The sequence below is a fragment of the Frigoribacterium sp. 2355 genome (assembly GCF_054060695.1).
The window spans coordinates 122,887-142,392 of record NZ_JBSSDL010000003.1 but is presented as its reverse complement, the minus strand read 5'-3'; the positions used below and the strand labels follow the sequence as shown (position 1 = coordinate 142,392).

At 71.2% G+C, this 19,506-nt stretch carries 16 protein-coding genes and 1 tRNA gene; 5 read left to right on the top strand and 12 right to left on the bottom strand.

Translation table 11 applies throughout. The features are described from left to right. Positions 1-201 precede the first annotated feature (201 nt). From ACVJ1F_RS05195 to ACVJ1F_RS05185, 3 genes are all read right to left on the bottom strand, one after another. The gene (locus ACVJ1F_RS05195; RefSeq protein ID WP_236557068.1) at positions 202-1,545 is read right to left on the bottom strand and encodes a PhoH family protein; all 1,344 of its coding nucleotides are present in this window, start codon (positions 1,543-1,545) and stop codon (positions 202-204) included. Positions 1,546-1,803: 258 nt separating this feature from the next. Then, complete coding sequence (locus ACVJ1F_RS05190) at positions 1,804-2,931, bottom strand: aminotransferase class V-fold PLP-dependent enzyme (protein WP_456885069.1); 1,128 nt, start codon at positions 2,929-2,931, stop codon at positions 1,804-1,806. 521 nt (positions 2,932-3,452) lie between these two features. Beyond that, positions 3,453-4,241 (bottom strand): isoprenyl transferase, encoded by a 789-nt coding sequence (locus ACVJ1F_RS05185; protein ID WP_371740476.1) that lies wholly within the window; start codon positions 4,239-4,241, stop codon positions 3,453-3,455. Between the two features lie 85 nt (positions 4,242-4,326). On the opposite strand from ACVJ1F_RS05185, the gene trhA reads away from it, so the two are divergent. Continuing rightward, a complete protein-coding gene (gene trhA, locus ACVJ1F_RS05180; protein ID WP_456885067.1) occupies positions 4,327-5,103 on the top strand; it encodes a PAQR family membrane homeostasis protein TrhA in 777 nt (258 codons plus the stop codon). A 58-nt stretch (positions 5,104-5,161) separates the two neighbouring features. Here the strand turns inward: trhA and ACVJ1F_RS05175 are convergent, their stop codons facing one another. Together ACVJ1F_RS05175 and mca are read right to left on the bottom strand one after the other, a co-directional pair. Further along, positions 5,162-5,536 carry a hypothetical protein gene (locus ACVJ1F_RS05175; RefSeq protein ID WP_456885065.1) on the bottom strand — a complete coding sequence of 125 codons (375 nt, stop codon included), beginning with the start codon at positions 5,534-5,536 and terminating at the stop codon, positions 5,162-5,164. Then, positions 5,533-6,423, bottom strand: a complete 891-nt coding sequence (gene mca, locus ACVJ1F_RS05170; protein ID WP_192122780.1) for a mycothiol conjugate amidase Mca — start codon at positions 6,421-6,423, stop codon at positions 5,533-5,535. Before mca ends, ACVJ1F_RS05175 begins: the two co-directional genes overlap by 4 nt. Positions 6,424-6,435: 12 nt before the next feature. Between mca and ACVJ1F_RS05165 the strand changes: the two genes are divergently transcribed. After that, on the top strand, positions 6,436-6,915 hold the full coding sequence (locus tag ACVJ1F_RS05165; RefSeq protein ID WP_082460587.1) for a DUF4307 domain-containing protein: 480 nt from the start codon (positions 6,436-6,438) through the stop codon (positions 6,913-6,915). Between the two features lie 142 nt (positions 6,916-7,057). Beyond that, positions 7,058-7,549, top strand: coding sequence for a transcription elongation factor GreA (gene greA, locus ACVJ1F_RS05160; protein WP_056048805.1), 492 nt, complete (start codon positions 7,058-7,060; stop codon positions 7,547-7,549). A gap of 378 nt (positions 7,550-7,927) precedes the next feature. Here the strand turns inward: greA and ilvA are convergent, their stop codons facing one another. Together ilvA and ACVJ1F_RS05150 are read right to left on the bottom strand one after the other, a co-directional pair. Next, complete coding sequence (gene ilvA / locus ACVJ1F_RS05155; protein WP_056048808.1) at positions 7,928-9,166, bottom strand: threonine ammonia-lyase; 1,239 nt, start codon at positions 9,164-9,166, stop codon at positions 7,928-7,930. Continuing rightward, positions 9,159-10,340: an AI-2E family transporter gene (locus tag ACVJ1F_RS05150; protein WP_456885062.1), complete on the bottom strand. Its 1,182-nt coding sequence runs from the start codon at positions 10,338-10,340 to the stop codon at positions 9,159-9,161. Before ACVJ1F_RS05150 ends, ilvA begins: the two co-directional genes overlap by 8 nt. A 130-nt stretch (positions 10,341-10,470) precedes the next feature. Between ACVJ1F_RS05150 and ACVJ1F_RS05145 the strand changes: the two genes are divergently transcribed. After that, positions 10,471-11,721, top strand: coding sequence for a winged helix-turn-helix domain-containing protein (locus ACVJ1F_RS05145; RefSeq protein WP_456885060.1), 1,251 nt, complete (start codon positions 10,471-10,473; stop codon positions 11,719-11,721). On the opposite strand, the gene ACVJ1F_RS05140 is transcribed toward ACVJ1F_RS05145, so the two are convergent. Both ACVJ1F_RS05140 and ACVJ1F_RS05135 read right to left on the bottom strand, forming a co-directional pair. After that, the gene (locus ACVJ1F_RS05140) at positions 11,718-12,623 is read right to left on the bottom strand and encodes a M48 family metalloprotease (protein ID WP_456885058.1); all 906 of its coding nucleotides are present in this window, start codon (positions 12,621-12,623) and stop codon (positions 11,718-11,720) included. The two genes, ACVJ1F_RS05145 and ACVJ1F_RS05140, sit on opposite strands and share 4 nt — an antisense overlap. Positions 12,624-12,648: 25 nt before the next feature. Then, complete coding sequence (locus tag ACVJ1F_RS05135; RefSeq protein WP_043597810.1) at positions 12,649-13,230, bottom strand: LemA family protein; 582 nt, start codon at positions 13,228-13,230, stop codon at positions 12,649-12,651. Between the two features lie 230 nt (positions 13,231-13,460). Here ACVJ1F_RS05135 and ACVJ1F_RS05130 point away from each other — a divergent pair, with 230 nt between their 5' ends. Then, complete coding sequence (locus ACVJ1F_RS05130) at positions 13,461-15,686, top strand: hypothetical protein (RefSeq protein WP_456885056.1); 2,226 nt, start codon at positions 13,461-13,463, stop codon at positions 15,684-15,686. A gap of 860 nt (positions 15,687-16,546) precedes the next feature. Here the strand turns inward: ACVJ1F_RS05130 and ACVJ1F_RS05125 are convergent. From ACVJ1F_RS05125 to ACVJ1F_RS05115, 3 genes are all read right to left on the bottom strand, one after another. Continuing rightward, positions 16,547-16,620 (bottom strand) — tRNA-Leu (locus ACVJ1F_RS05125). 90 nt (positions 16,621-16,710) lie between these two features. Beyond that, a complete protein-coding gene (locus ACVJ1F_RS05120; RefSeq protein WP_456885054.1) occupies positions 16,711-18,219 on the bottom strand; it encodes an FAD-dependent oxidoreductase in 1,509 nt (502 codons plus the stop codon). Between the two features lie 39 nt (positions 18,220-18,258). Next, a complete protein-coding gene (locus ACVJ1F_RS05115) occupies positions 18,259-19,506 on the bottom strand; it encodes a S8 family serine peptidase (protein WP_456885052.1) in 1,248 nt (415 codons plus the stop codon).

Genomic DNA, 19,506 nt, shown 5'->3' with positions numbered 1-19,506 from the left:
ACGGACCACCGAGCACCACGCGACCCCGAGCACGGTCCGGTGGGCAACTCAGGAGAACGGCGACCAGGTGCGGCCTTAGCCTCCCCGCAACACGCAGATCTCCGGAGTTGCCGACACGACGCGTGGCGCCAGACCGCAGGACGCGCGGCGCCGGACACGCAGGAGGCGCGGGTCAGGTGACCCGCGCCTCCCGCGTCCCTGCTACACCAGGTCGTTAGACTCGAGCATCTCGGTGACGAGGGCGGCGATCGCGGACCTCTCGGAGCGGGTCAGCGTCACGTGACCGAACAGCGGGTGACCCTTGAGCGTCTCGATGACCGAGGCGACCCCGTCGTGCCGGCCGACGCGCAGGTTGTCGCGCTGCGCCACGTCGTGGGTCAACACCACCCGCGAGTTCTGGCCGATGCGACTCAGGACGGTCAGCAGCACGTTGCGCTCGAGGGACTGCGCTTCGTCGACGATCACGAAGGCGTCGTGCAACGACCGGCCCCGGATGTGCGTCAGGGGCAGGACCTCGAGGATGCCCCGCTCGACCACCTCGTCGAGGACGTTCTGGGACACGATCGCGCCCAGCGTGTCGAAGACGGCTTGCGCCCACGGGTTCATCTTCTCGCCGGCGTCGCCCGGGAGGAACCCCAGGTCTTGGCCGCCCACCGCGTAGAGCGGGCGGAACACCATGATCTTCTTGTGCTGCTGCTTCTCGAGGACGGCCTCGAGGCCGGCGCAGAGCGCGAGGGCCGATTTGCCCGTGCCGGCGCTGCCGCCCAGCGAGACGATGCCCACCTCGGGGTCGAGCAGCAGGTCGATCGCGAGGCGCTGCTCGGCCGATCGACCGTGCAGCCCGAAGACGTCGCGATCGCCGCGGACGAGACGGGCCTCGCCGCGGGCGACCACGCGCCCCAGTGCCGAGCCCCGCTCCGAGTGCACGACCACCCCGGTGTTCACGGGGACGTCCGCGAGTGCGCGGGCGGAGATCTTCTCGGACTCGTAGAACGAGGCCATCTGCTCGCTCGAGACGTCGATCGAGGTCTGCCCGGTGTACCCGCTGTCGACGACCTGTTCGGCCCGGTATTCTTCGGCGGCCAGTCCGATCGACGCGGCCTTCACCCGCAGGGGCAGGTCTTTCGAGACGACCGTGACGGCCAGCCCGTCGGCGGCGAGGTTCGACGCGACGGCGAGGATGCGCGAGTCGGCGTCGTTCAACTGCAGGCCCGAGGGCAGGACCGACATGTTCGAGTGGTTCAGCTCGACCCGCAGGGAGCCCCCGTCACCCACGGCCACCGGGAAGTCGAGACGGTCGTGCTTCACGCGGAGGTCGTCGAGCAGGCGCAGGGCTTGACGCGCGAAGTAGCCCAGCTCGGGGTCGTGACGTTTGCCCTCGAGTTCGCTGACGACGACGACGGGAAGCACCACGTCGTGCTCGGCGAAGCGGAAGAGCGCCTGCGGATCGGACAGCAACACCGAGGTGTCGAGCACGTACGTGCGTTGGGCGACCGACTGGTCACCCCCCGCCGTTGCTGCGGTGTTGCGTTCGGTTGAGGTGATGTTCGACGCGGTCACGACCACTCCGTCCTCGGGCGGCTGGGCACCCGGGTACCTTCGGCAGAGACGGCCGCGGAGCAGTTGCGAGGCGAACTTTCGTGGCCGTCTCGATCGGGCTCCTTGCCCGATGTGACGAACCTACGACGCGCCTCCGACATCCGCATCATCGACACCACCGTGTCGTGTGACGATCAGGTGAACGACCCTCATGTAACGGTCGAGGGTGCGGCGCGCGAGCCCCACCCCGCAGGGCGGTCCCGCCTAGTAGAAGACGGTCGTGCCGAACGAGGTGAACGCACCCCGCAGCATCTCGAACGAATCGTCGCCCGTGGACACGTGCACGCTCAGCCGCACGGTCGTGTCCCGCACGGTGGCCGTGACCCCGTGGTTGATCAGTGCGGCCGTCAGCGTCGTCATCTGGTCGAGGGCGGGTTCGAGCACGACGATGCCGGCGCGCTCCGCCTCGTCGCGCGGCGAGACCACCGGCACCGCGAACTCGTCGGCGAGGTCGATCACCCGCGTGGCCCGCTCGGCCACGGCCCGCGAGACCGCGGCGACGCCCACGTCGGCGAGGTCCTCGAGGGCCGTGGCGAGGCGCGCCTGGGCGATGGGGTCGGGATTCGTCAACTGGAACGCCGCAGCACCCGGGCGGGTCGGCTGCCGTCCGTGGTACGAGCCGCCGAGGGTCAGGTCGCTCCCGGCGACACCGCTGGACACCGGTGTCAGGGCCGAGAGAGCGCGGTCGCTCAGGGCCAGGAAGCCCGTCCCCCACCCGGCGCGGACCCACTTCTGACCGCCCGACGCCACGACGTCGGCCACGGCGTAGGGTGCGTCGACCACACCGAACCCCTGGATCGCGTCGACGATCAGCAACCGGTCGCCGATCACCTGGCGGATGCCCTCGAGGTCCACCAGGTACCCCGTGCGGTAGTCCACCAGGCTGACGGCCACGGCGGTGACCGAGTCGGTGAGGTGACGCTGCACCACGGCCGGCGTGACCACGTCGTGGTCGAGGTCCATCCAGACCGGCTCGAGCACGCGCAGGGCCTCGGAGGAGCGGGTCGCCGCGACGGGCATGCTCGGGTAGTCGCGCGGCGACATGAGCACCTGCCCGGTGAGACCGAACAGCGTGTGCGTGAGCCCTTCGCTCGTGTTCGGCTGGAAGACGACGTGGTCGGGGGCGAAGCCGACGAGGGACGAGATCGCCCGTCCGACGCGACCGGCCTGCTCGGTCAGGGCGATCTCGGACCCGAAGCGGGCCCTCGCCTGCACCTCGACCAACGAGCGCTGCTCGTCGGCGACGGAGCTCGAGATGGGACCCCACTTCGCGAAGTCGAAGTATCCGGGCTCGTCGGTGAACCCCGAGGCGAGGTCGTCGATGGTCTTCACGGTGTTCTCCTAGGCGGCGGTGACTGGTCCACCGTAGTGCCGTCCGCGGTCCGCCGACCCGCGCCTCCTCGTCCGGTCCTCCGCGCGGGGCCGTGCGCGGGCGGCCCGCACGCGGCCGGCAACTCAGGAGAACGACACACCAGAACCCCAGCAGGAGGCGCGACGCAGCCGGATTCCGGAGTCGCCGACACCAGCCCCGTCACCGCGCGCCCGGCCGGCAACTCAGGAGAACGACACACCAGAACCCCAGCAGGAGGCGCGGCGCAGCCGGATTCCGGAGCTGCCGACACCAGCCCCGTCACCGCGCGCACAGTCGGCAACTCAGGAGAACGACCCACCAGAACCCCAGCAGGAGGCGCGACGTAGCCGGATTCCGGAGTCGCCGACACCAGCCCGCTCACCGCGCGCACAGTCGGCAACTCAGGAAAACGACACACCAGAACCCCACCTGGAGGCGCGGCGCAGCCGGATTCCGGAGTTGCCACACCAGCCCCGTCAGTGCGCCGGCGGCCGCTCGGGCGTCAGCTGCCGTAGCGCCGGTGCCGGAGGGCGAAGTCGCGCACGGCCCGGAGGAAGTCGACCTCGCGGAGGTCGGGGTAGAAGGCCTCGACGAAGTAGAACTCGCTGTGGGCGCTCTGCCACAGCATGAAGTCACTCAACCGTTGCTCGCCCGACGTGCGGATCACGAGGTCGGGGTCGGGTTGGCCGCCGGTGTAGAGGTGGTCGGCGATGAGCTCGGGGGTGAGCACCTCGGCCAGGGCGTCGAGCGTGCCGCCTGCGGCGTCGTGCGCCCGCACGATGCTGCGCATGGCGTCGGCGATCTCACGGCGCCCGCCGTAGCCGACGGCGAGGTTCACGTGCAGCCCCGTCTTGTCGGCGGTCCGGGCCTGGGCCTCGCGCAGGGCCGAGCAGAGCGCCGGCGGCAGGTCGTCGGTCGCGCCGACGTGCTGCACGCGCCAGTCCCGCTGATGCGAGAGCTCGTCCGCGACGTCGCCGATGATGCCGAAGAGCTCGGTCAACTCGTCGGACTGTCGGTTGCCGAGGTTGTCGGCGGAGAGGAGGTACAGCGTGACCACCTTGATGCCGAGGTCGTCGCACCAGGTGAGGAACTCGCTGATCTTCGCGGCACCCGCGCGGTGCCCGTGGGCGGCGGTCTCGAGCATGCGCTGCTTGGCCCAGCGCCGGTTGCCGTCGACGATCATGGCGACGTGGTGCGGCAGCTCTTGACCGTCGAGGCTTCGGCGGATGCGGTTCTGGTAGAGGCCGTACAGGACTCCCCTGGCGAGGGGAGAGGGACGGCGCTTTTTCACAGGGCTACGGTAGCCCACGGCGGGCCGTCCACAGAGCCGAGGATTCTCAGCCCGCCTCCTCGGGCGCTCCCCTAGGCTCGGCCCCATGAGCAGCCACACCGACGGAGATCGCGCGAGCCTCCGGGCCGACGAGGTCGACGGAGCCGACCGGGCAGACGGGTCCGACGGGGCCGACATCCCGAACCTGCCGTTGCTCGACGACGCCCTCGCCTACCCCGACATCGAGCGCAAACCGAGTTGGCGCGGCTATATCCATGCCGCCACCTTCCCGGTCGCGATCGCGACCGGCGTGGTGCTCGTCGTCCTCGCGCAGGGCGTGGCGGCGACCTGGGCCTGCGCGGTCTTCATGACCACGTCGCTCCTGCTCTTCGGCATCTCGGCGACCTACCACCGCTTCCCGTGGAGCCCGAACGCGAAACGCTTCCTGAAGCGCCTCGACCACGCCAACATCTTCCTGCTGATCGCCGGCACCTACACGCCGATCGCGGTCATCGCCCTGCCGCCGTCGAAGGGCGTCACGCTGCTCGTGCTCGTCTGGACGGGCGCCGTGTTGGGCATCCTCTTCCGGGTGTTCTTCCTGAACGCGCCGCGGTGGTTGTACGTGCCGCTCTACGTCCTGCTGGGCGTCGGCGCCCTGGGGTTCATCGTCGACCTGCTCGACGCGAACGTCGCGATGATGGTGCTCGTGCTGGTCGGCGGCGCGCTCTACATCGCGGGTGCCGTGTTCTACGGCATCAAGAGGCCGAACCCCGTACCGGGGCACTTCGGATTCCACGAGCTGTTCCACACCATGACGGTGCTGGCGTACCTCTGCCACTGGACGGGCATCCTGCTCGTGGCCCTGGACCCGCCGACCTTCTAGCGCGAGGTCGCCCGAGCCGAGGAGGCGCGGGTCGCCACCCCGGCACCGGTCGCGTCGGTCACGAGTCGCGCTCGCGCCTCCTGCGGTCGCCGTCGTCGTCGAGGTCGCCCTCGACGGGGCGAGCCCGCCGATCGGCGTCTCCGGGGAGTTCTTCGTCGTCGAGAGCCGCGGCCGCCAGGGTCGCCTCGTCGCGCTCGGCCTGGATGCGCTCGCGCACCTCGCCTCGGTACCGGGTGCGTCGGACCCGACGGGTCATGTCGACGACGATCAGCACCGTCGCGACGGCGACGAACGCGATGGCGACGAAACCCCAGACGCCGGGCGTGACGGCCTCGTCGGGGATGGTCGACGGCGGCAGCGTCGGGTCGGGGGTCTGCGGCTGCGCCAGCAGACGGGTCGTGACCGCGACCACCGATTCGGAGAACACGCTCATCGCTGCACCCCCACGAGACCGGTGTCGGGGTCGACGACCCCGGCGAAGAGGTCGACCTCGGGCAGGTCGGACCCGACGTTCGACTCGACGAGCTGGAAGTCCTCGGTGGGCCAGGCGGCGACCTGGAGGTCGTGGGGCCAGAAGAAGAACGCGCTGTCGAGCGGCACCTGGCTGGCGTGCGACCGAAGGGCGGCGTCGCGCACGGGGAAGAAGTCGGAGACCGGCACGCGGGTCGTGGCCAGGTCGGGCCGGTCGCTGAAGCGGGCCAGCATCTCGGTCAACGACTCGATGAGGGGCGACTCGGGGTCGCTCTCGCGCAGGTGCGTGATCATCGCGCCGATGCGTCCGGCGCTGAACATGCGGTCGTAGTAGACCTTGTCGATCTGCCACGCGTCGCCGGTCGCCGGGTAGCGCTCGGGGTCGGAGGCGTCGCGGTAGGCCGCCATCGAGATCTCGTGCGTGCGGATGTGGTCGGGGTGCGGGTACCCGCCGTTCTCGTCGTAGGTCACCAGCACCTGCGGCTTGAACCGGCGGATGATCGCGACGAGCGGCTCGGCGCTGATCTCGAGCGGGATTGTGGAGAACGAGTTGACCGCGACCGACTCGCCCTCGGCCGGCAGGCCCGAGTCGGCGTAGCCCAGCCACAGGTGGTCGATGCCCATCGCCGCCTGGGCGGCCGCCATCTCGTGCACGCGCAGGCCCGCGATGTCGCGCTCGGCGTGAGCTCGGGCCTCGAGCTGCTCGTTGAGGATCGACCCCTGCTCGCCGCCGGTGCAGCTGACGACGAGGACGTCGACGCCGAGGCTGCGGTAGTAGGCGTAGGTCGCCGAGCCCTTGCTGGACTCGTCGTCGGGGTGGGCGTGGACCGCCAGCAGGCGCAGGGTCAATTCTTCCTCGCAATGTGTGCCGGGCAGACGTTGCTACCCTGGGGACAGCTTAATCGGACGGAGATCCGCGTGACGTCCACGCCCCGTGTCACCTCGCCCTCGTCGCGCCTCGACGCACGGTACGGGCGTTCGCCGCGGGGTCGGCGCAGGCGCCTCGTCGTGGGCCTGTCCGTCGCCGTCGCCTTCGTCGTCGTCTTCGCGGCGTGGGTCGTCTTCGCCGCCTTCGACGGGACCTCGTCCCAGCTCGAATCCGCCGACGTGGGCTACCAGGTCACCTCCGACCGAGCCGTCGAGGTGCAGTACACGGTCACCGCGGACACGGGCGAGGCGGTCGACTGTGCGGTAGAAGCGCAGAACAGCGGCTTCGCGGTCGTCGGCTGGAAGATCGTGCACCTGCCCGCCTCGGAGCGCCGTTCGGTGACCTACACGACCTCGCTCGCGACGTCGGAACGGGCGGTCACGGGCTTGATCTACCGGTGCTGGCTTCCCTAGACTGCTCGGAATCGCACGACGAGACCGGCCACTCGGCCGGTCTCCTTTTTTCGGTGGGCGACCTCGCCCCGGCTCCCGGCACCGCGCCTCCTCGGCTCGAGTCGCCCGACCGGGTTCGGCCGCCGCACGAAACGGAGACACCATGAGCACTGACAACGAGACCACCTGGCTCACGACGGACGCCCGCGACCGTCTGCAGGCCGAGCTCGACACCCTCAGCGGCGAGGGACGTCGCGAGATCGCGTCACGCATCGAAGCCGCCCGCGAAGAGGGCGACCTGAAGGAGAACGGCGGCTACCACGCCGCCAAGGACGAGCAGGGCAAGATGGAGGCGCGCATCCGCACGCTGATCAACCTGCTGAAGCACGCGACGGTCGGTGACTCGACGGCCGCCGACGGCATCGTCGGCCCCGGCACCGTCGTCACGGCGACCATCGCCGGCGACGAGAGCACCTTCCTGCTCGGCAACCGCGAGATCATCGCCGCCGGCAGTGACCTCTCGGTCTACAGCGAGACCAGCCCGCTCGGCCAGGCCATCAACGGCCTGAAGGTCGGCACGACGACCAGCTACACCGCCCCGAACGGCAAGGACATCTCGGTGTCGATCACGAACGTCGAGACCTACCAGCCGTAGGTCCGACGCCGAAGGCCCCCGCTCGAACGGAGCGGGGGCCTTCGGCGTCCCGGCCGCGGGGGCCCGGACCCTCGACGGGGGTGTCGGCAACTCCGGAATGCGGCGTCGTCCGCGGCGGTCCTGCGCCCGCGGGCGGCCGTTCTCCTGAGTTGCCGACGGGGACACGGTGCCGTCAAGAGGCGCGGGCGCGGTCGGGACGCGCAGACCCGGTCAGGAGGCGCGGGCCGCCGTCAGGAGGCGCGGGCACGTTCAGCAGGCGAACACCCGGTCAGGACGCGCAGACCTGGTCAGGAGGCGCGGACACGGTCAGGACGCGCAGACCTGGTCAGGAGGCGCGGGCGCGGTCAGGAGGCGCGGGGCACGTCTCGCGGAGTCGGCTCAGAAGTCGACGTTGGGCTCGTACCCGGCGTCGCGGAGCCGTTGCAGGACCTCTTCGACGTGGTCCGGCCCGCGCGTCTCGACGCTGAGCTCGAGTTCGACCTCGCTGATCTGGAGCCCGCGACCGTGGCGGGTGTGCAGCACCTCGACCACGTTCGCGTTGGCGTCGGACAGCACCTCGCTGACGCGGGTCAGCTGGCCGGGGCGGTCGGGCATGCCGATGCGCAGCTTGACGTAGCGGGCGGCGGCCGCGAGGCCGCGACCGATCACGCGCTCCATCATCAGCGGGTCGATGTTGCCGCCGCTGAGGATCACCACGGTCGTGCCGAGGTCACGCACCTGCTCGGTGAGGATCGCGGCGATGCCCACGGCACCCGCGGCCTCGACGACGAGCTTCGCGCGCTCGAGCAGCACGAGCATCGCCCGGGCCGTGTCGTCGTCGCTGACCGTGACGATCTCGTCGACCGTGTCGCGGATGATCTCGAAGTTGAGCACGCCGGGTTTCGCCACGGCGATGCCGTCGGCGATCGTGGGCTGGGCGTCGATGTCGGTCCGCACGCCGAGTTTCATCGAGACGGCGTACGGGGCGGCGTTGGCCGCCTGCACGCCGATGATGCGGACGTCGCGCCCGGTGCGTGCCGCGCTCTGCTTCAGGGCGCTGGCGACGCCGGCCGCCAGCCCACCTCCGCCGACGGGCACGATCACGGTGTCGACGTCGGGCACCTGTTCGAGGATCTCGAGCCCCAGCGTGCCCTGGCCCGCCACGACGTCGGCGTGGTCGAACGGGGGGATGAAGACGGCGCCGGTCGTGTCGGCGAACTCTTGTGCAGCTCGCAGCGACTGCTCGACCGTGTGCCCCCGGAGGACGACGTCGGCGCCGTAGTGCCGGGTCGCCTGCAGCTTGGGCAGGGCCACGCCGACGGGCATGAAGATCGTGGCCACGATGCCGAGTTCACGGGCCGCCAGGGCGACACCCTGAGCGTGGTTGCCGGCCGACGCGGCGACGACCCCGCGCGCCTTCTCGTCGTCGCTCAGCTGGGTCAGGCGGTTGTAGGCGCCTCGGATCTTGTACGACCCGGTGCGCTGCAGGTTCTCGCACTTGAGGTGCACCCGCGAGCCGAGCACCTCGGCGAGGTACTGCGAGGTCTCCATCGGGGTGACGCGGACGACCTGCGAGACGCGGTCGCGCGCCTCCTCGATCTCGACGAGGGTGGGACCGGCCAGGGTGCGTTCAGACATCGGTGAGGCCTCCGGGCCGCGTGACGTCGTGCTCGACGGGTCGCGGCTTCTCTCGCCACGTACCCCTCGCGACGTAGGTGATCATGACGTTCAGCACGGCCACGAACGGGACCGCGAAGAGGGCGCCGGGGATCCCGGCGACCAGGGTGCCGGCCGCGACGGCGAAGACGACGGCCAACGGGTGCACCTTGACGGCGCTGCCCATGACGAACGGCTGCAACAGGTGCCCCTCGATCTGCTGCACGAGGATCACCACGGCGAGCATGAGCAGGGCCACGACCCAGCCGTTGTAGACGAGGGCGATGACGACGGCGACGGCTCCGGTCGCGACGGCGCCCACGACGGGCACGAACGACCCGAGGAAGACCGCGATGGCGATCGGTGCCACCAGGGGCAGGCCCAGGAAGAGCGCCCCCAACCCGATGCCCACGGCGTCGACGAACGCGACGAAGATCTGCACCTTGACGAAGTTGGTCAGGGTGAGCCAGCCCGCGCGGCCCGCCCCGTCGATCGCCGGATGCGATGCCCGGGGGAAGAGCCGGACGACCCACCGCCAGATCTCGGACCCGCCGACGAGCACGAAGATCGTCGCGAAGAGCCCGAGCACGAGCCCGGCCGCGACGTGACCCGCGGTCGACCCGACCGAGAGCGCACCGCGCACGAGCGGCTGACTGTCTTGCTGGACGGCCGCCACCGCGTCGGACACGTACCCGTTGATCTGCGCCTCGGTGAGGTGCAACGGCGAGGTGAGCAGGAAGTCCTTGAAGTCGCCGTAGGAGGCGATCGAGCGATCACGCAACGAGGGCCAGCCGTCGACGATCTGGAGGACGACCAGGACGACGAGGCCCGAGACCACCACGAGGAACCCCACCAGGACGGACACGACCGCCAACCACTTGGGCCAGCGGTGCCGCTGCAGCCACGCCGAGAGCGGGACGAGCAGCGCAGAGATCAGCAGGGCCACCAAGAAGGGGATGACGATGACCCGCAGCTGGGTGATCGACCAGATGACGACGCCGGCCACGGCCACGATCACCAGGATGCGCCAGGACCAGGCCCCGGCGATGACCATGCCCCGCGGCACCGACGGATCGGCGACGACACCGGCCGCGCGACCGCTCGTGACGTCGCCCTGCACCTCGTCGCCGCGCGTGGGGCGGTTCCGCCAGATCATCGCGTCAGTTTATGGCCCTGCGGGGCCGGTCACCTACCCCTCCACATGCCGGTGCACGCATGTGTCGACGGGGACCAGCCGACACCAGGAGGCGCGGCGCGCGTCGGTGGCCGTCGCTACAGTCGTCCGCGTGCCCCGTCAGCAGCTCTCCCCCGCCCAGGCCCGTCGTGTCGCCTTGGCGGCCCAGGGCTTCGGGAGGCCCGTCGACGGCCACGCCCGCCCGGGGACGCGGCAGCTGAACGGCCTCGTCGATCGCCTCGGCCTGCTGCAGATCGACTCGGTGAACGTGTTCGAGCGCAGCCACTACCTGCCCGCGTTCGCACGACTGGGCGCGTACGACCGCTCGATCCTCGACCGCCTCACCTTCGCTCCCCGCGGGCGGTACGTCGAGTACTGGGCCCACGAGGCCGCCATCGTCCCGGTGTCGACCTGGACCCTGTTGCGGTGGCGCATGCGCGACTACGACGCGAAGTGGCGGGGGGACGCCTCCTCGTGGCTGTCGACGAGTCCGCGCATGGAACGCTGGCTGCTCGACGAGATCCGCGACAAGGGGCCCCTGCCGGCCAGCCTGGTCGAGGCCGACGCCGCCCTCTTCCCCCAGCCAGACCGGACGGGCCCGTGGTGGGGGTGGGGTGACGTGAAGCGCGGCCTCGAGTCGCTGTTCCGCACGGGTGCCCTGGTCAGTGCCGGTCGCCGTCGGTTCGAGCGCGTCTACGCGCTGCCCGAACAGGTGCTGTCGGCCGAGGTCCTGGCCGTCGACGTCGACCGTCACGAGGCCCACCGGCGCCTCGTCGCCCACGCGGCCCGCGCCTCCGGGGTCGCGACGGCCGCCGACCTCGCCGACTACTTCCGCCTCAAGGCCGCCGACGTCGTACCCGCCCTGCGCGAGCTCCACGACGACGGTGTCGTCGAACCCGTGGACGTGCCGGGTTGGGGTGCGACCGCGTGGCTGCACCGTGACGCCCGCGTACCCCGTCGGCTCGAGGCCGATGCCGTGCTGTCACCGTTCGACCCCGTCGTCTGGCACCGGCCCCGGGCGGAACGCCTCTTCGACTTCCGCTATCGCATCGAGATCTACACCCCGCGCGAGAAACGCGTGCACGGCTACTACGTCCTCCCCGTCCTGCAGGACGACCAGCTGGTGGCACGGGTCGACCTCAAGAGCGATCGTCAGGCGGGCGTCCTGCGGGTGCAGGCGGCATGGCATGAGCGCGACCTCCCCGTCGACGTCGAGCGGCTCGTGACGACGCTGCGCCGAGCGGCCGCCTGGCAGGGACTGGACGCCGTCGAGGTGGCCGATCGGGGCGACCTGGCGGGCCGACTCCGCATGGTGCTGACCGGCCGGGCCGACGCGGTCGGCCCGGCCGACCCCCTCGGTTAGAAGGTCCCGGCGTTCTGTCGCAGCCGCTGGATGCGATCGGCGAGCGGAGGGTGCGTGCTGAAGAGTCGGTCCATCACGCCGGGCTTCATCGGATCGCTGATCCAGAGATGCGACATCGAGGTGTTCTGCTGCCGCATGGGCCGCCCCTGGGCACCGAGCTTCTCGAGGGCTCGGGCGAGACCCTCGGGGTACCGCGTCGTCAACGCCCCGGTGGCATCGGCGAGGTACTCGCGCTGACGCGAGACGGCCGCCTGGACACCTGCCGCGGCGAGAGGGGCGATGATCATGGCCACCAGACCGAGCACCAGGAAGACGGGGTTCCCGCCGCCCCCACCGTTGTTGTTCGAGTTGCGGTTCCCCCCTGACAACGCGCTGAAGAACGACATGCGCAACAGGATGTCGGCCAGGAAGCCCACGGCCACGACGAGGCCGAACACCATGGTCGACACACGGATGTCGTAGTTCTTCACGTGACCGGGCTCGTGAGCCATGACGCCCTGGAGCTCGCTGTCGTCCATGATCTCGAGCAGGCCGGTCGTGGCGGCGACCACAGCGTGTTCCGGGTCGCGGCCCGTGGCGAAGGCGTTGGGGGCCGGATCGACCACGACGTAGACCTTGGGCATCGGCATGCCCATCGTGATGCTGAGGTTCTCGACCGTACGGTACAACCGCGGAGCCGTCACACCGTCGACCTGCTGGGCGTTGCTCATCGAGAGCGCCTGCCCGCTGGCCGCGAAGTACTGGATCACGGCGTACACCGCGGCACCGCCGAGAACCAGGAAACCGATCGACCCGTTGTTCCAGATGGCGCTCGCGGCGAACCCGAGGGCCCCGACGATCACCAGGAAGATGAGGACGATGAAGACGGTGTTGCGCTTGTTGCGCGAGATCGCGGAGTACACGGTGTCGAGGACGACTCGGGCTGGATCAGAACTGGACGCGCGGCGGTTCGGCGATCGCCGACGGCTCGGAGACCTCGAAGAAGTCCCGCTCGCTGAAGCCGAGCCGCTTCGCGAAGAGGGAGTTGGGGAAGACGCGGTTCTTTGTGTTGAACTCGCGGACGCCGCCGTTGTAGAAGCGGCGCGCGGCTTGGATCTTGTCCTCGGTGTCGACCAGCTCGGACTGCAACTGCAGGAAGTTCTGGCTCGCCTGGAGCTGCGGGTAGGCCTCGGCCACGGCGAAGATGCTCTTCAGGGCGGTCTGCATGTGCCCTTCGGCAGCCGACGCCTCGGCCGGTGTACCCGCCCCGATGGTCTCGGCACGGGCCGCCGTCACGTTCTGGAAGACCGACGATTCGTGCGAGGCGTATCCCTTGACCGCCTCGATGATGTTGGGGATCAGGTCGGCCCGGCGTTTGAGCTGGATCGTGATGTCGCTCCACGCCTCGTCGACGCGTACCTTCAAGGTCACCAACGAGTTGTAGGTGGCCCAGAGGTAGATGCCGATGATGACCGCGAGCAGGACGATGATCCCTGCTGCTACCAAGATGCCGATCGTGGCCGGTTGCATGACGTGTCACTCCTAGGTGGTGGACCGATGACGGCGGGCGCCGGATGGTCGCCCGCGACCGGGGTCGGGTCGTCGGGAGTCCGTTGGACACTATAAATGCGCTGCATGTGGGGTCCCTGCCCGTCCGGTGATCTCGAAGCAGACTCCCGAGGAGGGCCCGACCGGGCATCTCCCCCGCACGACTCCCCCGCACAACGGATTGACTTGTACCCCGCGAACGTGCTGAATGGGTGACAGTGTTCGAGCCGCCGACCCTGCGTCCCCCGCGTCCGTCGACCCCCGTCGACGGACGGCTCGTGGTCGAGCCGCGACACGGACGACGTGTCGCCTCGACCCTCGCGACGGTCGTGCTGGGTCTCTCGCTCGCCCTGTCGGGCGGAGTCGGCGCGCTCGCCGCGGGCAGCCCGTCGGGAACTCCCGCTCCCGGCCCGTCGCTCGGCCAGCCCACTCCCGGTCCGGTCGCACCCACGATCGGCGACGTCGGAGACCGGGACGTGAACGCCGTCGTGGTCGGCGGGACCGGCACGCCCGGAGCCATCGTGAGGGTGCTCGACCCCCGCGTCCCCAGTCGAGCCCTCTGCGAGGTCACCCTGCCCACCGGTGACCCGGCCGGCGTCCCCTGGTCGTGCCCGGTGACGGTGGAGGACGGTGCCGACCAGAACCTCACGGTCCGAGACGTGACGAACGCCGCCGTGGTCGACGACGCCGTCAGCGCTCCGTTCTCGGTGCTCGGCCCGCCCACGGTCCAGGGCGGACCCGCCGTCGGCGGCAAGGTCGCGGGCACCGCGTTCCCCGGTGCCCGCATCACCGTCGGCGGAGGCGCGGCGCCGGTCTCGGCGACGGCCGACGGCGCCGGGGCCTGGTCGGCGGTGCTCCCGTCGGCGACCTGGCCGACCGGGCGGTACACGGTCACGGCGTCCCAGTCCTCGGACTCCGTTCCCGCCGTGCCCCGGTCCTCGACCTCCACCGGCGTCACCGTCACGATCGACCGCGACCCACCCGCCCCGCCGGCCGTGCTCTCGCCCCGGGCCGGCGAACGGGTCGCCTCGCAACCGCTCACCTTCTCGGGGACGGGAGAAGACGGCGCGACCGTCACCGCCTACGTCGACAGCACCCCCGTCTGCCAGGCCACGGTCTCCGGCGGCGCATGGGCCTGCACGTCGTCCGATGCCGCCCTCGCCGACGGAGAGCACGTGGTCCAGGCCGCCCAGATCGACCCGTCGGTGAACGTCGGGGCGCCCAGCGCGGGCATCTCGATCACGGTGACGTCGTCGGCCACGCAGCCCGCGCCTCCTTCGTCCTCGGCCGCACCGGCACCGCCGGCGGCGCCCGGCGCGCCCGGGGGCGCCGTCCCCTCCGAGCCCTCTGCCGGGGCGCCCGGAGCCCCGGGGACCGGTGACGGGCCGGGAGGCGCTCCCGGTGGCGTCGGCGAGGTACCACCCGAAGCGACCACACCGGGGGCGGACTCCTGGGCGGCCGCGACGACGTTCGGTCGCGACCTGCCGTCCCTCGGCCGGACGATGACCGGGACGGGATGGTTGATCGCTCTCGGCCTCGCAGTCGCGTTCGTGCTGCTCGTCGTCGCCCCGGCACGTCTGCTGGCCACGGCGATGCGAGGTCGCCTCGCGCCTCGCGCCCCGCGGCTCACCGGCCGGAACCGTCGTCGGGAACTCCCGACCTCGTTCTCGACCGCCACCCTCGACCCGCGCCTCGCCGCCGGGTTGACCATCGCGGCCGGAGCCGCCGTGGTCGGGCTGGCGGCCGGCCTCGACGACGAGGTCCGCTACGCACGCCTGTTCGCCGGGATCGTCGTCGGAGTCGCCCTGGTCAACGTGCTCGCGGTCGTCGTCCCCACCCTGGTGATGGGGCGTTCCCCGGACCGCGAGGCGCGCATCCGCATGTCACCGCGCCTCCTCCTCGTCGCCGTCGTCGCCTGCGCGGTGACGCGGTCGCTCGGCCTGGACCCGCCCCTCGTGCTCGGGGTGGTGCTCGTCGGAAGCCTCGCCGCAGCGCCCCGGTCGGAGGCGCACCACGGCCGGACCGGCGAGGTGCGCGATCGCGAGGCAGGGCTGCTCGCGCTCGTCCAGGTCGCCGCACTGGTGGTCGTGTCGGCCGGGGCCTGGGCCGTCCACGGCGCCCTCCCCGCCACCGGTGGGTTCATCACCGAGCTGGCCCTCGAGACGAGCGCGACGGTCTGCCTGACCGGGCTCGGATCGCTCGTGCTCGCGCTCGTGCCGGTGGGCTCCTTGCCGGGTCGACGCCTCTGGGCCTGGTCGCGCCCGCTGCACGTGGCGCTCACGGTCGTCGGCGTCACGGCGGCCGCCGCCGTGCTCACGGGCGGCTCGTCGTCCTTCCCGGTCGGAGGCGCGGTCGTGGCCGCCGCCGTGACCGCAGGCCTCTGCGTCGCGGCCTGGCTCTGGACGTCGTTCGTCGAGATCGACACCGACGACGCCTGACCTGACGCGCCTCCGTCGCCGGCCGTCGCGACTGCGGCTCACTCGACGGCGGTCGGGGCGGCGGATGTCACGCGGACGACTGCCAGGCCGTCGGGCTGCCGGTGGTTCCGGGACTTGCCGCAATGCCTGCCGCAGTCGGCGTCGTCGCCGTCGTCGTCGTCGTCGTCGTCGGCAACTCAGGAAATCGACGCACGAACGGACGGGAACGGCCTGCCGATCCTCTGATCTCCTGAGTTGCCGACGCAGTAGAGCAGGGCGGAGTGGGACAGAGCAGGGCGGCGCGCGGCCGGCAGAGTGCGCCGGGTTGGCTCGGGGCGCGGCAGGGGGGTGGCGGAGCGGAACACGCGGGCGGACGGGGCGCGACAGGGGCCGAGGCGATGCGGCCATACGGCGGACGCGACCGCCGGCCGGACGCGTGAAGTCGGCAACTCAGGAGAACGACGCCGGAACGCGCGCGACGTGCCCCGGAGCACGCCGATCTCCTGAGTTGCCGACGATGCTCGCGCGGTGCGGGCAGCCGGGCGGCCGGGCGCTCTGGCTGGCAGAGCGGGCGGGGCTACGGAGTGGGAACGGACGAGCGGGCGAGGGGGCGGGGGCCTACGCGAGAACAGGAGGCGCGGGCGAGGGCGCGGGCTCGGGGCCTAGGCGAGAGCAGGAGGCGGGGGCGAGAGCAGGAGGCGCGGGCGGGGGCCCACGCGAGAACAGGAGGCGCGGGCGAGGGCCCACGCGAGAGCAGGAGGCGCGGGCGGGGTCGTCCGCGAGGCGCCTGCGTCCCGCAGGGGCCGCGATCGACACCGCGCGCCGGGGCAGATGCGACCTCGCCACCGCGGGGCGACACGGGCCCCGCGGGGGGCGGCACGTGCCCCCGCAGGGACTCGAACCCTGACTGAAGCGATTTTAAGTCGCCTGCCTCTGCCGATTGGGCTACGGGGGCCCGAGCGACCAGCCTACGAGACGCGGACGTGCTCGAGGGTTATTCGGAAGCGGGCACCGCGTCGGTCACCGCGGTCTCGCCGATGATCCCCTACTTGGCGGCGGGCTTGCGCGCGGGCGCCTTGCGAGGAGCACCGGTCGCTGCCTCGCCGACCTCGGCCGTGCCCTTCTTGGCCGTTCCGTCGTCCTCGACCGGGTTCGCGTACGCGGGCCCCGCCTCGCCGGCGGGCTGGCCGGCACCGACGGATGCGGGCACGGGAGCCTCGGCGGGCGTCTCGACGGCCGCCTTGGGACGCGAGGCGAACTCTTCGAAGGCCGCCCGGGGACGCTCACGGTTGTCGAGCGAGACGATGTCGCGTCCCAACCAGAAGTTGTTCCACCAACCGCCGACGACGCGGAACTTGCGCTCGAAGGAGGGCATCGCCATGCCGTGGTACCCGCGGTGGGCGGCCCAGGCCGGGAAGCCCTTCATGGCGAACTTGCCGCTCTGGAAGACGCCGACGTTCAGCCCCAGGCCGGCGACGGCACCGAGGTTCTCGTGCTTGTAGTCGACGAGTCCTTCTCCGCGGAGCGAGGCGACGATGTTCTTCGCGAGACGCTTGCCCATGCGGACGGCGTGCTGGGCGTTCGGCACGCAGAAGCCACCCACGCCCTTCCCGGTGAGGTCGGGGGTGGCGGCGACGTCACCACAGGCCCAGGCGTCGGGGACGACGGTCTCACCGTCGACGATGCGAAGGTCGGCCTTGACGGTGATGCGTCCGCGCTGTTCGAGCGGGAAGTCGGTGCCGCGGACCATCGGGTTGGCCATGACGCCGGCCGTCCAGACGATGAGGTCGGACTCGAACGACTCGCCCGTGGACAGTTCGATCTTCCCGCCGACCGCCGACTGCAGCTGCGTGTCGAGGTGGACCGTCGCGGCGCGTTCGGCGAGGTTCTTGAGCACCCAGTGGCTCGTCTCGAGCGAGACCTCGGGCATGATGCGGCCCATCGCCTCGACGAGGTGGAAGTTCGTGTCGTCGATGGTGAGGTCGGGGTAGTTCTTGAGCAGGTCGCTGGCGAAGCTGCGCAGCTCGGCGAAGACCTCGATGCCGGCGAAGCCACCGCCGACCACGACGACCGTGAGCAGGCGGTCGCGCTCGGGACCGGCCGGCAGGTTGGCGGCCTTCTGGAAGTTCGTGAGCACCTTGTCGCGGATCGCGGCGGCCTCTTCGATGGTCTTGAGGCCGATGGCCTCGTCGGCGACGCCCGGGATCGGGAAGGTGCGGGACACGGCGCCGGCCGTCATCACGATCTGGTCGTACTGCATCGTCCACGCGTCGCCCACCTCGGGCGTGATCGTGGCGGTCTTCGAGGCGTGGTCCACGCCGGTGACCTTGGCCGTGACGACGTTCGTCTTCTTGAGGTGGCGTCGGAGGGCGACGACCGCGTGGCGCGGCTCGATCGACCCGGCGGCGACCTCAGGCAGGAACGGCTGGTACGTCATGTAGGGCAGCGGGTCGACGATCGTGACCTCGGCCTCACCCGCGCGCAACCACTTCTCGAGCTTCCAGGCAGTGTAGAAACCGGCGTAGCCGCCGCCGACGATCAGGATTTTGGGCACGGCGAATGTCTCCTTGAGGTGGGGGTGTCGCAGACGACCTTACCCCGAGCGCCGCGCACGCCTGAACTGGCGGACCGCCCCGACGGCGACGAGGACGGCCGCTCCCCCGAAGACCGTGAGGACGATCAACGGGATGCCCGTCGACCTCATGGTCTCGACCGTGGGCAGCAGGACCGCCAACGGCTGACCCGGATCGGTCACCGGTGTCGGCACGGGGGCCTCGACGGTCGGGTTCGTCGCCTGCGCCGACGGCGCCGGCACGTCCGCCCGCCGGTGCACGCGGATCCACTCGGCCAGGTCGCCCATGGGGTTCTCGGCGACCGTCGGCACCGAGGCCGTGACGGCCGCGGCCGCGTCGACGAGGCCGTGCCCGTACAGCGGGTCGGGTGTCGTGGCGCCCTTCGGCATGGCCGTCGCGACGACGCGGTTGATGACGTCGTCGGCGTCGAGCTCGGGATGGGCACTGCGCACGAGGGCGACGATGCCCGCCACGAGGGGCGTGGCACCGCTCGTGCCGCTCCAGCTGTAGTGGACGTCACCGGGACCGACACCCACGAGGTCCTCGCTCGGGGCGGCCACACCGATCGTCATGCCCTGGCTCGACGCGTCGAAGCTCGCCGTGCCCTGGCGATCCACACCGGCGACGGTGAGGACGCCCGGCATGGTCGCGGGCGCGCCGACCTCGGTCGTGCCGCTGCCGCGGTTGCCGGCCGCCGCGACGACGACGACGTCGTGCTGCATGGCGTAGAGGAAGGCGTCGTCCCAGCTGGTCGGCCAGTCGAGCGTGTTGCGGGTCAGGGACATGTTGATGACGTCCGCCCCGGCGTCGACCGCCCAGCGCACCGCCCGGGCGATCTGGTCGTCGGAGTCCACCGCCGACGAGCCGAAGCCCACCGACACCGAGAGCAGGTCGGCCTCGGGCGCGACGCCGATCACGCCGTCGCCGGACCCGGTGCCACGGCCGGCGACCATCGATCCGACCAGCGTGCCGTGGTTCGGGTCGTCGCCGACGGGCGTCTGACCGTCGGCCGAGCCGAGCCCCGACACGTCGGTGCCGCCGACGACGACGCCCTGGAGTTCACGCACCGACGAATCGACGCCGGTGTCGATCACGGCCACGGTCGTCCCCGCCCCCCGTGTGGTCTGCCACGCCCGCTGGATGCCGTAGTCGGCGAGCCAGTACTCGGCATCGCGGACCTGGTCGGCCGATGCGGCCGACGCCGGCACGACGGCAGCGACGAGGGCCCCCAGCACGATCGCCACCACGAACCCCCCGGAACGGCGCAC

Bases quoted from the DNA above. Each gene is read 5' to 3' on its own strand.
- ACVJ1F_RS05165 (WP_082460587.1), top strand. From the start codon at position 6,436: ATGTGTGCCGGGCAGACGTTGCTACCCTGGGGACAGCTTAATCGGACG.
- trhA (WP_456885067.1), top strand. From the start codon at position 4,327: ATGAGCAGCCACACCGACGGAGATCGCGCGAGCCTCCGGGCCGACGAG.
- greA (WP_056048805.1), top strand. From the start codon at position 7,058: ATGAGCACTGACAACGAGACCACCTGGCTCACGACGGACGCCCGCGAC.
- ilvA (WP_056048808.1), bottom strand. From the start codon at position 9,166: ATGTCTGAACGCACCCTGGCCGGTCCCACCCTCGTCGAGATCGAGGAG.
- ACVJ1F_RS05150 (WP_456885062.1), bottom strand. From the start codon at position 10,340: ATGATCTGGCGGAACCGCCCCACGCGCGGCGACGAGGTGCAGGGCGAC.
- ACVJ1F_RS05135 (WP_043597810.1), bottom strand. From the start codon at position 13,230: ATGCAACCGGCCACGATCGGCATCTTGGTAGCAGCAGGGATCATCGTC.
- ACVJ1F_RS05175 (WP_456885065.1), bottom strand. From the start codon at position 5,536: ATGAGCGTGTTCTCCGAATCGGTGGTCGCGGTCACGACCCGTCTGCTG.